The organism is Caballeronia sp. SBC1 (genome assembly GCF_011493005.1).
Lineage (GTDB): Bacteria > Pseudomonadota > Gammaproteobacteria > Burkholderiales > Burkholderiaceae > Caballeronia.
In genome coordinates this window covers 3643254-3655377 of sequence record NZ_CP049156.1, presented here as the reverse complement: position 1 = coordinate 3655377, position 12124 = coordinate 3643254, and the positions used below count along the sequence as shown (strand labels likewise).

Annotated in this window: 9 protein-coding genes, 2 tRNA genes and 1 rRNA gene; 5 read left to right on the top strand and 7 right to left on the bottom strand. The window is 60.0% G+C overall.

Features of this window, described 5'->3' with window-relative positions; translation table 11 throughout:
* Positions 1-46: 46 nt before the first annotated feature.
* The 6 genes from paaE to SBC1_RS16335 all read right to left on the bottom strand — a co-directional run bounded on the left by paaE (position 47) and on the right by SBC1_RS16335 (position 5403).
* Positions 47-1135 carry a 1,2-phenylacetyl-CoA epoxidase subunit PaaE gene (paaE, locus tag SBC1_RS16360; protein WP_165092731.1) on the bottom strand — a complete coding sequence of 363 codons (1089 nt, stop codon included), beginning with the start codon at positions 1133-1135 and terminating at the stop codon, positions 47-49.
* Positions 1136-1143: 8 nt separating this feature from the next.
* Positions 1144-1671 carry a 1,2-phenylacetyl-CoA epoxidase subunit PaaD gene (gene paaD, locus SBC1_RS16355; protein ID WP_165092730.1) on the bottom strand — a complete coding sequence of 176 codons (528 nt, stop codon included), beginning with the start codon at positions 1669-1671 and terminating at the stop codon, positions 1144-1146.
* An 8-nt stretch (positions 1672-1679) separates the two neighbouring features.
* Positions 1680-2480 carry a 1,2-phenylacetyl-CoA epoxidase subunit PaaC gene (gene paaC, locus SBC1_RS16350; protein ID WP_165988515.1) on the bottom strand — a complete coding sequence of 267 codons (801 nt, stop codon included), beginning with the start codon at positions 2478-2480 and terminating at the stop codon, positions 1680-1682.
* Positions 2481-2496: 16 nt separating this feature from the next.
* Complete coding sequence (gene paaB / locus SBC1_RS16345; protein ID WP_097259866.1) at positions 2497-2781, bottom strand: 1,2-phenylacetyl-CoA epoxidase subunit PaaB; 285 nt, start codon at positions 2779-2781, stop codon at positions 2497-2499.
* Between the two features lie 15 nt (positions 2782-2796).
* Positions 2797-3795 (bottom strand): 1,2-phenylacetyl-CoA epoxidase subunit PaaA, encoded by a 999-nt coding sequence (paaA, locus tag SBC1_RS16340; RefSeq protein WP_165988513.1) that lies wholly within the window; start codon positions 3793-3795, stop codon positions 2797-2799.
* A gap of 192 nt (positions 3796-3987) precedes the next feature.
* Positions 3988-5403, bottom strand: a complete 1416-nt coding sequence (locus SBC1_RS16335) for a dipeptidase (protein WP_165988511.1) — start codon at positions 5401-5403, stop codon at positions 3988-3990.
* A gap of 145 nt (positions 5404-5548) precedes the next feature.
* Between SBC1_RS16335 and SBC1_RS16330 the strand changes: the two genes are divergently transcribed.
* On the top strand, positions 5549-6793 hold the full coding sequence (locus tag SBC1_RS16330) for a TIGR03862 family flavoprotein (protein WP_165988509.1): 1245 nt from the start codon (positions 5549-5551) through the stop codon (positions 6791-6793).
* 45 nt (positions 6794-6838) lie between these two features.
* On the opposite strand, the gene SBC1_RS16325 is transcribed toward SBC1_RS16330, so the two are convergent.
* Positions 6839-8041: a class I SAM-dependent methyltransferase gene (locus SBC1_RS16325; protein WP_165092725.1), complete on the bottom strand. Its 1203-nt coding sequence runs from the start codon at positions 8039-8041 to the stop codon at positions 6839-6841.
* 379 nt (positions 8042-8420) lie between these two features.
* Between SBC1_RS16325 and SBC1_RS16320 the strand changes: the two genes are divergently transcribed.
* The 4 genes from SBC1_RS16320 (at position 8421) to SBC1_RS16305 (ending at position 12015) form a co-directional block, all read left to right on the top strand.
* On the top strand, positions 8421-9698 hold the full coding sequence (locus SBC1_RS16320; RefSeq protein ID WP_165988507.1) for an SGNH/GDSL hydrolase family protein: 1278 nt from the start codon (positions 8421-8423) through the stop codon (positions 9696-9698).
* A gap of 485 nt (positions 9699-10183) precedes the next feature.
* Positions 10184-11716: ribosomal RNA gene (locus SBC1_RS16315) — 16S ribosomal RNA — on the top strand.
* Positions 11717-11786: 70 nt separating this feature from the next.
* Positions 11787-11863, top strand: a tRNA-Ile gene (locus SBC1_RS16310).
* 76 nt (positions 11864-11939) lie between these two features.
* Positions 11940-12015 (top strand) — tRNA-Ala (locus tag SBC1_RS16305).
* The last annotated feature ends 109 nt before the right edge of the window (positions 12016-12124 follow it).

Below are 12124 nucleotides of genomic sequence, written 5' to 3'. Positions count from 1 at the left end.
CCCTAGTGTAAGCGAATCGAATCAGCGCGATCCGCCAACCCGGCGTTCAACGTTCGTCATAGCTCACAACCACGCGGTCCGAAATCGGGTGGCATTGGCAGGTCAGCACGAAACCCGCGTCAATCTCGTGCTGCTCCAGCGTGTAGTTCTTCTCCATGCGCACTTCACCTTCCAGCACCTTCGCGCGGCACGTGCAGCACACGCCTCCCTTGCAGGCATAGGGCAGCGCAAGCCCGGCTTTCAACCCGACGTCGAGCACGCTCACGCCCTGATACGGCAGGCGCAGCTTGCGCTTTTTTCCATCGATGATGAGTTCCAGATCCGCCGTGGGCGTGTCGTCGGTGATTTCAATGGGCGGCACGCCTGCTTGCGGCAACGGCGTGCCGAACCGTTCGACGTGAACCTGTTGCGGCGGTACGCCCGCGCTTTTCAGCGCGGCTTCGGCGGCGTCCATCATCGGGCCGGGACCGCAAATGAAGGCTTCATCGATTTCATTAGCGGGAACAAGCGCCTCCAGGAAAGCCGCGCACTTCTCCTGATTCAGCACGCCGTTGAACAACTCGACATCCTGCAAATCGTCCGATAACACGTGGTACAGCGAGAACCGGCTCATGAAGCGGTTCTTCAAATCTTCGAGTTCTTCGGCAAACATGATCGCGTCAACGCTGCGATTGCCGTAGATCAGCGTGAAACGGCTGGTCGGCTCGGTTTCCAGCGTCGTCTTGATGATCGCGAGCACCGGCGTGATGCCCGAGCCGCCCGAGAACGCCACGTAATGCTTCACGTGGTCTGCGTTCAGGTGCGTGAAAAAGCGGCCATCGGGCGTCATGACTTCAATTTCGTGGCCGGGCTTCAGCGTATCGAAGGCGAAATTCGAGAAGCGGCCACCGCGCACACGCTTGATGCCAATCCGCAATTCGCCGTCGCGGTCGTAATCGGTCACGCCGACGCAAATGGAATATGAGCGTCGCGTTTCCTCACCGTCAATATGCGTTTTCAACGTGACGAACTGGCCCTGCGTGAAGCGGAATGCGTCGCGCAGGGTTTCGGGGACATCGAAGGAAACCGTGACGGCGTCGGCGGTTTCGGGACGGACGTCGCGGATGCGCAGCGAGTGGAATTGCGGAGTCGCCATGGTCGTTTTCAGTACGGTTTGAAGTAGTCGAACGGCTCGCGGCAATCCATGCAGCGATACAGCGCCTTGCACGCGGTCGAGCCGAATTGGGCGAGGCGCTGGGTGTTCGATGATCCGCAGCGCGGGCACGCGGGTTTGTCGACGACGCGCGGCACGAAGCGGATCGGCCGTTCTTGCGGTACGTGTTCGTTTGAACCGCAATTGCCCATGGGCGGGGCGATGCCGTATTGGCGGAGCTTGTCGCGGGCTGCGTCGGTCATCCAGTCGGTGGTCCACGCCGGCGCCAGAACTGTTTCGATGCGATGGTTCGCAAAGCCCGCTTCGTTCAATGCCGCGCCAATGTCTTCGGCAATCTGGTACATCGCCGGGCATCCGGAATACGTGGGCGTGATGACAATTTCGAGCGTGTCGTCGGCGGCACGGCGGACGTCGCGGAGAATGCCCAGCTCGCGTATGGATACCACTGGAATTTCCGGGTCCGGCACCGCGTCCAGCACTTCCCAGACGCGCTCGAGCGTCGCTTCGGCGGTTGTCATTGTCGCGTTCACCACGTCGCGCCGGGATGCTGCCGCGCGATGCTTTGCAACTCCGCGAGCAGGAAACCCATGTGCTCGGAATGTTCGCCGAGCTTGCCCGTGGTCACGTGTTTCGCGTCAGCGGGCTTTTGCAGCGTGGCTTGAGCGAGCGTGGCGTCCACGTCTTCACGCCACGCGGTTTCCAGATCCGCCGTGAGCGGACCGATACCCGCATCGGCAATACTCGTTTCCACGTCATCCGTGCTGAAAAACTCGCGCGTGTACGGCATCAGGTAATCCACTGCGGCCTGAGCCCGACGATGCGATTCGTCAGTGCCATCGCCGAAACGCAGCAGCCAGTCGCTCGCGTGATTCAGGTGATAACGCGTTTCCTTGATCGACTTCGACGCGATGGCCGCGAGTTGCGCGTCCGTCGATTGCGTGAGCGCCGTCCACAAATGCGCCATCAGCGTCGAATACAGGAAGTTGCGCACGACCGTCACCGCGTAGTCGCGATCCGAACGCGCCGTGCCCGATAACGGACCTGCGTGCGGCAACTCGGTCAGCGTGTAGTTGCGGAAATCGCGTTCGTTGCGGAAATACGCGTAGTCGTCTTCGGTTTTCTTCGTGCCGTAGAGCTCGGCGTCGAGCGTGGCCGCGTGCGAGTACAGCAATCTCGCCTGGCCGATCAGGTCGAGGCTGATATTCGCCAGCGCGATATCTTCCTCGAGCACCGGGCCGTGTCCGCACCATTCGCCGTTACGCTGGCCGAGGATCAGGGCGTTATCGGCGAGACGCAATACGTAGGACAGATGTTGGGGCGTCGTCATGGGCTTGACCCTTCGCTCACATGTGGTTGATTTCGTCGGGCAGAACGAAGAACGTGGGGTGACGGTAGATCTTGTCGCCGGCCGGGTCGAAGAACTCGGCTTTATCGGCGGGATCGGAAGCCGTGATTGCCGCCGATGGCACTACCCAAATGCTCACGCCTTCCTGACGCCGCGTGTAGACATCGCGTGCCATGCGTAGCGCTGCGGGTGCATCCGGCGCGTGCAGGCTGCCGCAATGCTTGTGGTCAAGGCCCTGCTTGCTGCGTACGAACACTTCCCAGATCGGCCATTCACTATTCATTTTTCGCTCCTTCCTTTATGCAGCTTGCTTTTGCGCACGCGCGGCTTGCTTGGCGGCGTAGGCGAGGGCGGCTTCGCGAACCCAGAGGCCGTCGTCGTGTGCCTTGACTCGCGTGGCGAGGCGTTCTTTGTTGCAGGGGCCGTCGCCGTTCACGACGCGCCAGAATTCTTCCCAGTCGATCTCGCCGTAGTCGTGCGCCTGGCGTTCTTCGTTCCATTTCAGATCGGGATCGGGCAGCGTGACGCCGAGGATCTTGGCTTGCTCGACGGTGGCATCGACGAATTTCTGGCGCAAATCATCATTCGATATCCGCTTGATGCCCCATTTGAACGACTGCCCGCTGTGAATAGAATCCTTGTCGCTCGGGCCGAACATCATCAGCACGGGCCACCACCAGCGATCCACCGCTTGCTGCACCATTTCCTTCTGAGCATCCGTCCCTTTCATCATGGAAAGCAGCGCGTCGAAACCTTGCCGTTGATGGAACGACTCTTCCTTACAGATACGGATCATGGCGCGCGCATACGGGCCGTACGTGCAGCGGCAGAGCGGAATCTGGTTCATGATCGCCGCGCCGTCCACCAGCCAGCCGATCACGCCAACGTCCGCCCAGGTGGGCGTTGGGTAATTGAAGATGCTTGAGTACTTGGCTTTTCCGGCATGCAGGGCATCGACGAGTTGGTCTCGCGACACGCCCATGGTTTCCGCCGCGCTATATAGATAGAGACCGTGACCGCCTTCGTCCTGCACCTTTGCGAGCAGGATCGCCTTGCGCTTCAGGCTCGGAGCGCGCGAAATCCAGTTGCCTTCGGGCAACATGCCGACGATTTCCGAATGCGCGTGCTGCGAGATCTGGCGGACCAGCGTCTTGCGGTATGCCTCCGGCATCCAGTCCTGCGGTTCGATCTTGCCGTCGGCGGCCATCACGGCGTCAAAACGGCTGAGTTCCGGCGATGTGGACGCCGGATCGACGGACTGCACGTTGCCGGGGATATCGAGGGATTGCGTGTACATGACGATCGCTCGCTCTAGGAAGTCACTGTGGCGCAATTATAAGCCGACCGTCCGGTCGGTTAATAGTTATTTTTTGAGATGAGCGTGCCGAGGTGGGGACGTGAGGTGTTTCTTGCCCGGAATACGAGCGGTGAAGTCAAAGCGAGACTGCCGGAGTGAATGCCCGTTCCACTCCGTCCATCCCTCGACCGTCTATCCAACGCTCACTTCAAAGACCCGCCTGTAGTTCTCCCCAAGAATCTTCGCCGTCTCTTCGTTCGAGAATCCCGCAGCGAGCAGCAGGTTTGCAAAGTCAGGCAGTTGGCCGTAGTGGGTGAAAACTGGCGGAGAAATGAAGCCGAGCATGTCCGTGCCCATCCCGACATGGTCAACGCCGACCAGATCGGCCATTCGCTTGACGCCTTCGGCCATCCCCTGCAGATCCCGAAATGTCCCCGAACTTGGCCAGACGCCAATCACACCGCCTGTATCGGCGACGGCACGGGCGTGGTCGGGGCTAATCAAGCGACTCCGGCTACCAGGATGCGCGGACAGCGCCGTGTGAGACAAAACCAGTGGTTTCGACGACACCGACGCCGCCCGTTTAACGAGATCGAAGGTCCCGTGTGCGACATCGACAACGATCCCAAGGTCGTTGCATCGCCGGACCACTTGCGCGCCGAAATCCGTCAAACCTCCATGTTGGGGTGGTTCTGTCTGGATATCGCCGAGTTCGTTGACGCGGTAGTGCACCAGTTGCAAGTGGCGCAACCGGTGCTGCGTGTACGCATCATCCACACGATCCAGTTGGCCCTCGAGAAAATCACCCCCTTCTGACGCGATGATCGCGCTCGGCCCCGCGTTCGCGTTCGCTTTCAGCGACGCGCTGCTGGTAATCACATTCAATTGTTCGCGCTCGATCAATGCGTGAACCCGCGCGAACTCGGTTTGCCCGAGCGCATACAGTTCGCCGGGCGCGGGCGGCCGGTACGCCTCAAAGCGTTTGCGGTCCGCCGATACCCGCGTGACCACGGTGTCGGTGACGATCGCCAGCGTGACCACGTTCATGCCGCCGCTGCGCATGGGCGCGGCAAGCGGGGCGAAAGGGCGGCTCGCGCCAATCGCCGGATCGCGGGAGATGGTCACCCGTCCGGCGTGGCTGTGCATGTCCATCGTCAGCGTGCCGGTCGAGCGCCAGCTTTGAGCGGTGGCTGGCGCGTCCGGATTGTCCGTATATCCGGCGAAACGGCCACGAGCGCACGCCACCAAACCCAACGCGGCGGTCGATGCCAGGAACGCACGCCGGCTGAATGGCCTGCTCTGGCTGGTCACGCACGCATCGATCAGTTGATAACGCCAGCCAGTTGGATCGTCGATCAAGCGGCGCAGCCGTCCGCGAATTGTCACCGGCCCGTACTGGATCTGAATCAACGAAGCGCCAATAACCTCAATACTCGAACGTGGATCGGCAGGTGCGCAGCCCGGACAACACGGAGCGTCTTCTGCGAGCAGAAAGTAATCGACGCAAGGTTCCATTTCGAGCGGAATCATCCAGCCGGACAATTCGACTACTACGTCGTGCAGCGCATCGGCCTGACCGGAATGGATGCTCGACCAATCGATTTGCATCGACATCTCCTTTTTTGCCGTCCTCGTCGGATTATGCAGCGCGCGACAGGGCGCACTCAGTTCGATCCGGCGCGAGCTATGGCCCGTTCGCGGTTCCCCGACGCCGAATGCGACAATACTGCTTCGCTTCCAACCGTGTTCCCGCATGCCGTCATCGTTAACGTCCTCCCCCGAAACTCGTTGCGCGCGTGTTGCCGTTATCGGCGGCGGCCCTGCTGGCTTGATGGCTGCGGAAGCGCTGGCGGCGGGCGGCGTCGAAGTGGATTTGTATGACGCCATGCCGTCGGTGGGCCGCAAGTTCCTGATGGCCGGCAAGGGCGGCATGAACCTCACGCATTCCGAGGCCGCCGAACCGTTCCTCGCGCGTTATGCCGAGCGCCGGGCGCAGATTGAGCCGTTGCTGAGCCGTTTCGATGCCACCGCGTTACGCGCATGGGTTCACGGATTGGGCGTGGAAACCTTCGTTGGCAGCTCTGGCCGCGTGTTTCCCACCGACATGAAAGCCGCGCCAATGCTGCGCGCCTGGTTGCATCGGCTACGCGGGTCGGGCGTACGCTTCCATATGCGGCATAAGTGGATTGGCTGGGGCCACGATGCTCAGCGGGTTTTACGTTTCGCCACGCCAGACGGCGAGCGCCCGGTCGAAGCCGATGCCGTTGTCCTCGCGCTGGGTGGCGCGAGCTGGCCGCGACTCGGCTCGGACGCTGCGTGGATTCCACATCTGGAAGTGCAGAACGTGGGTGTGTCGCCGTTCAAGCCGTCGAATTGTGGTTTCGATATCGACTGGAGCGAGCACTTCAGCAGCCGTTTTGCCGGCGAGCCGCTGAAAGCTGTGGCGATTGGTTTGGGGGGTATCGACTGGCGCACGGGCGAGTGTTTGCTGACATCGACAGGTATTGAAGGCAGCCTGATCTACGCGATGTCCGCACGCATCCGCGATCGTCTAGCTGCCGGCGATGGCACGTTTTTCCTTGATCTCTTGCCGGCATTGACGCCGCAGCGTGTCCACGATGAAGTGACGCATCCACGCGGCGCTCGGTCGATGTCGAGCCATTTGCAGAGTCGCCTGAACCTGACGGGCGCGAAGGCGGGTTTGCTGCGAGAAGTGCTGAGCCGAGAAGATTTCGCTAATACCACGCGCCTCGCTCAGCGTATCAAGGCGTTGCCCTTGACCGTGACGCGTCCGAGGCCGATTGCGGAAGCGATCAGCAGTGCGGGCGGCGTGAGGTTCGAGTCGCTCGATTCACGCCTGATGCTCAACGCGCTTCCCGGCGTTTTCTGCGCAGGAGAGATGTTGGATTGGGAAGCGCCGACTGGCGGCTATCTGCTCACGGCGTGTTTCGCGAGCGGTTTGGTCGCGGGCGAAGCGGCGCTGGCTTATTTGAAGTGAAGCGGGCGTAAAGCCCGCAGCGGACGCTAGCGCCTAAGAACAAACTCAAGCCGGCACAAGACGCCACAACGACGTGATCTCAGCCGAACGCGCGTGATAGAGCGGGTCGGTTTTATCGGCGGCGCGGGGGTGATGCGGACGAATATCCATGCGGCCGTCTGTCTTCAGACCGGCGCGGTCGACCCACTCCTGGAATTCCGCACGCGTTCGCAAGCCAAGATGTTCCGCCATATCGGACAGAATCAGCCAGCCTTCGCCGCCCGGAGTCAGATGCGCGGCGAGGCCGTCGAGAAATCCGCGCAGCATGCGGCTTTCCGGATCGTAGATCGCGTGTTCAATAGCCGAACTCGGCCGGGCCGGCAGCCACGGCGGATTGCAGACAATCAGCGGCGCGCGGCCTTCGGGAAACAGATCGGCTTCGAGCACCTTCACTTGTTGCTCATACCCCAATAATTCGATGTTTTCGCGCGCGCAGGCCAGCGCCCGGGCATCAATTTCGGTCGCGATCACACGCTTCACGCCGCGCTGAGCCAGCAAGGCAGCAAGCACGCCCGTCCCGGTGCCAATATCGAAAGCCAGTTCCTTCGATGGCAACGGCTGATCCGCCACCAGCTTGATGTACTCACCGCGCACGGGCGAAAACACGCCATAGTAAGGATGAATTCGCGCCCCAAGCGCCTCGACGTCCACGCCCTTTTTGCGCCACTCGTGCGCGCCGACCAGCCCAAGCACCTCCCGCAGCGACACAACCGATTCACCCGTTGCCGCACCATACGCCTCTTCACACGCTTCTTTCACAACCGGCGCGCGGCGCAGCGGAATGGCGTATTCAGCGTCCAGCGGCAACAGCAGCATGCCGAGCGTGCGCGCCCGCTGCGACTGGGCGAGCCGATGCAAATTGAACGCCTCCGCAGGGGCGGGCGGCACGGCCGGCGGTGCATCGGGGGCGGCGCTGCGTTCCTTCGCTTTCGCTTTGGCGGATTTTTTTGGCCGCGTTTCGATGCGTCGTGCCACCGCTTGCAGCAACTGGCGAGCGTTTTGGAAGTCGCCGCGCCAGAGAATTGCCGTGCCTTCGCAAGCGAGCCGATAGGCGGAGTCGGCGGTCATCTGGTCATCGCCGATCACCACGCGTTTGGGCGGCGCAATTCCGCTTTCCGAGTGCCAGAGCGCCGAACGGTTCTCGCCTTTTTCCTCCCATTCGATTTGGGAGGGTGCGGCGCTGGTGCTGGGAGAAGTTTTGGAATGCATGCTGAATAAGTACCGGACAAAGTGAGAACCGCGAGGCGGAATGCCGACATTCTGAGGGCTTTTCACAAAATGGTCCGATTTTCGACGACAAAAGACGTTCGGTGCCTCTGCTTGGGAATCGGACCAGGGGATTTCGACCGCCGCGAAAGCAGGTCCGTTTGCGTGTTTGCTATCGGTGGATGCAGGCACTAATTCGATTGCGTCGCGGTGAGTTCTACGTCGCCGGTCTCCGAACAACGTCCCTTACCGGGCTCACAAGCCCCGCCACAAGCGCGGGCCAAGCCGCAGATACGTCGTCGCGAATCATCTGCCGAACTGTAAGCGGCTGGTTTGCCTATTCAGGCACAATCGTTTTTTCCTAAAAAACACCCGTCCCCCGATGAACCTCCGCGTCCTTTCCGCCGTTGCCGCCGCGACGCTGTTTGCTTCCCTGCTGCCATCCACCAGCGCTCTCGCCGACGACGCGCCGGCCGAACACTGGGTCAGCGCCTGGGGCGCGGCGTTACAGGCAATTCCGCAACGGGCGGATTTGCCGGCGTTGTATCGCGCGCCTGAGATTGGTGGCCGGACGGTCCGGCAGATTGTGTATCCCACCATCGACGGCCGGCACGTCCGGCTGCGCATGAGCAATGTGTATGGCACTGCGCCGCTGGTGATCGAGGGCATGCAGGTGGCGCGCGCGGTATCCGGCAATGCCGCGGCGATCCGTGCAGGGACGAGCCGTGCCGTGACATTCGGCGGCAAGCAGGGCGTGACCATTGCGCCGGGTGGCCAGATGGACAGCGACCCAATCGCCTTCGACGTCGCCGCCCACCAGCCGCTCGCCGTCAGTACCTATATGGGAGCGGGGCAAAAAATGGCCGGGTGGCACAGGGTGGCGAACCAGACGAACTACGTATCGACGCCAGGCAATCATTCCTCCGATACCGACGCCGCCGCGTTTCGCACCCGCTTTACGCAGTTCGTTTGGCTGACGAGCGTTTCCGTCGACACCGCGCCGGCCCGCGCGATCGTGACGATTGGAGATTCGATCACCGACGGCATGCGCTCCACGCCAAACGCAAACCGTCGCTGGCCCGACGCATTGGCGCGCCGGCTGACACAAAAAGGCATCGATGGCACCGCGGTCGTGAATGCGGGAATCAGCGGCAATCGCTTGCTGAGCGGGTCGCCGTGTTACGGCGATGCGCTGCTGAACCGGTTCGACCGCGACGCATTGCGCCAGCCCGGGGTGCGGACGGTGATTCTGCTGATCGGCATCAACGACATCAACTTCCCCGCGATGCCCCCGCGCGCCGGCCTGGATTGCGACGATCCCCATACGCCTGTCACTGCCGATGCGCTGTTGCGCGGGTATCAACGTCTGATTGCGCAGGCGCACCAGCGCGGTGTCCGGATCTACGGTGCAACCTTGACGCCGGCTTCGTTGCCGCCGGAGCGCGAGGCGATCAGGACCGCGGTGAATGACTCGATTCGCTCGAGTCATGCATTCGACGGCGTGATCGACTTCGATCGGGCGCTCCGGGATCCGGCTCATCCGGACCGTCTCCAGCGACGTTACGACAGCGGCGACCATATCCATCCTAGCGACGCGGGTTATGCGGCCATGTCGGAAGCCGTTCCCATCGACGAAATGGGACCCGCGAAGGGCCACTAGAGGTTTCCCCGAAAATAATTTGAAGATCTCCTTGCCTTAGTGGGCGCCATCGCCTACTATTCGTCTCCTCGTTTCGCGACGAGGACCGCTAAAGAAACAGGCGGCCTCCAAAGTCGGTAAGTTTGAAAGCAAACGCTCACAAACTTGTTGACAAGGAGAAAAAGATTCTTCATAATCTCGTTTCTGTGCTGCTGATGCAGCAACGCGAAAGCGGCAGGGTTCTGAAGGTTGGGATCTTGTGGTTGGCGCGAATGTTCTTTAAAAACTAACAGCCGATAAGTGTGGGCGCTTGGTGCTTGGCTTTAAGCGTGGTGGTGTTTTCTGGGGTTTCTCGGGAGATGCTGCCGTGAAGCGAAAGTATCAAGTCTCACACTAGTATTAAGGTAGGTTTTGAGCGTCTTTCGGGCAACTGGAAGATGGGAGGAACTTGTCAGTACGTTGAGTGAGCGACCTATTCGCAAGAATAGAAAACAGTAACAGGCATTGAACTGAAGAGTTTGATCCTGGCTCAGATTGAACGCTGGCGGCATGCCTTACACATGCAAGTCGAACGGCAGCACGGGGGCAACCCTGGTGGCGAGTGGCGAACGGGTGAGTAATACATCGGAACGTGTCCTGTAGTGGGGGATAGCCCGGCGAAAGCCGGATTAATACCGCATACGATCTACGGAAGAAAGCGGGGGATCCTTCGGGACCTCGCGCTATAGGGGCGGCCGATGGCAGATTAGCTAGTTGGTGGGGTAAAGGCCTACCAAGGCGACGATCTGTAGCTGGTCTGAGAGGACGACCAGCCACACTGGGACTGAGACACGGCCCAGACTCCTACGGGAGGCAGCAGTGGGGAATTTTGGACAATGGGGGAAACCCTGATCCAGCAATGCCGCGTGTGTGAAGAAGGCCTTCGGGTTGTAAAGCACTTTTGTCCGGAAAGAAAACTTCTGCCCTAATACGGCGGGAGGATGACGGTACCGGAAGAATAAGCACCGGCTAACTACGTGCCAGCAGCCGCGGTAATACGTAGGGTGCGAGCGTTAATCGGAATTACTGGGCGTAAAGCGTGCGCAGGCGGTTCGTTAAGACAGATGTGAAATCCCCGGGCTTAACCTGGGAACTGCATTTGTGACTGGCGAGCTAGAGTATGGCAGAGGGGGGTAGAATTCCACGTGTAGCAGTGAAATGCGTAGAGATGTGGAGGAATACCGATGGCGAAGGCAGCCCCCTGGGCCAATACTGACGCTCATGCACGAAAGCGTGGGGAGCAAACAGGATTAGATACCCTGGTAGTCCACGCCCTAAACGATGTCAACTAGTTGTTGGGTCTTCATTGACTTAGTAACGTAGCTAACGCGTGAAGTTGACCGCCTGGGGAGTACGGTCGCAAGATTAAAACTCAAAGGAATTGACGGGGACCCGCACAAGCGGTGGATGATGTGGATTAATTCGATGCAACGCGAAAAACCTTACCTACCCTTGACATGGTCGGAACCCTGCTGAAAGGTGGGGGTGCTCGAAAGAGAACCGATACACAGGTGCTGCATGGCTGTCGTCAGCTCGTGTCGTGAGATGTTGGGTTAAGTCCCGCAACGAGCGCAACCCTTGTCCTTAGTTGCTACGCAAGAGCACTCTAAGGAGACTGCCGGTGACAAACCGGAGGAAGGTGGGGATGACGTCAAGTCCTCATGGCCCTTATGGGTAGGGCTTCACACGTCATACAATGGTCGGAACAGAGGGCTGCCAACCCGTGAGGGGGAGCTAATCCCAGAAAACCGATCGTAGTCCGGATCGTAGTCTGCAACTCGACTACGTGAAGCTGGAATCGCTAGTAATCGCGGATCAGCATGCCGCGGTGAATACGTTCCCGGGTCTTGTACACACCGCCCGTCACACCATGGGAGTGGGTTTTACCAGAAGTGGCTAGTCTAACCGCAAGGAGGACGGTCACCACGGTAGGATTCATGACTGGGGTGAAGTCGTAACAAGGTAGCCGTATCGGAAGGTGCGGCTGGATCACCTCCTTTCTCGAGCTCAAACGTTTTGAAGTGAAGTGCTAAAGCGCTCACGCTTATCGGCTGTAAGAAGACAGGCTAAGGGTCTGTAGCTCAGTTGGTTAGAGCACCGTCTTGATAAGGCGGGGGTCGTTGGTTCGAATCCAACCAGACCCACCATGATTCGCTTGAAGGTGGCTCACGAGAAGTGAATCACATTCAATAGAATTTACGGACCCTCAAGCATCAAGGTACGGGGGGATTAGCTCAGCTGGGAGAGCACCTGCTTTGCAAGCAGGGGGTCGTCGGTTCGATCCCGTCATCCTCCACCAATCATCAATGCCAAGCACTCTTAAATGAAGAGTGATTTGCATTGGCGATTGAGCCAGTCAGTAAAATCATTTAAGGCATAGCGCTTTAGGTGATGCTGTCGTTCTTTAA

What these genes read in the sequence shown, in the direction of transcription:
- SBC1_RS16330 (WP_165988509.1), top strand. Translation starts at nt 5,549, where the DNA reads ATGCCGTCATCGTTAACGTCCTCCCCCGAAACTCGTTGCGCGCGTGTT.
- SBC1_RS16320 (WP_165988507.1), top strand. Translation starts at nt 8,421, where the DNA reads ATGAACCTCCGCGTCCTTTCCGCCGTTGCCGCCGCGACGCTGTTTGCT.
- SBC1_RS16335 (WP_165988511.1), bottom strand. Translation starts at nt 5,403, where the DNA reads ATGCAAATCGATTGGTCGAGCATCCATTCCGGTCAGGCCGATGCGCTG.
- paaD (WP_165092730.1), bottom strand. Translation starts at nt 1,671, where the DNA reads ATGACAACCGCCGAAGCGACGCTCGAGCGCGTCTGGGAAGTGCTGGAC.
- paaB (WP_097259866.1), bottom strand. Translation starts at nt 2,781, where the DNA reads ATGAATAGTGAATGGCCGATCTGGGAAGTGTTCGTACGCAGCAAGCAG.
- paaE (WP_165092731.1), bottom strand. Translation starts at nt 1,135, where the DNA reads ATGGCGACTCCGCAATTCCACTCGCTGCGCATCCGCGACGTCCGTCCC.
- SBC1_RS16325 (WP_165092725.1), bottom strand. Translation starts at nt 8,041, where the DNA reads ATGCATTCCAAAACTTCTCCCAGCACCAGCGCCGCACCCTCCCAAATC.
- paaA (WP_165988513.1), bottom strand. Translation starts at nt 3,795, where the DNA reads ATGTACACGCAATCCCTCGATATCCCCGGCAACGTGCAGTCCGTCGAT.
- paaC (WP_165988515.1), bottom strand. Translation starts at nt 2,480, where the DNA reads ATGACGACGCCCCAACATCTGTCCTACGTATTGCGTCTCGCCGATAAC.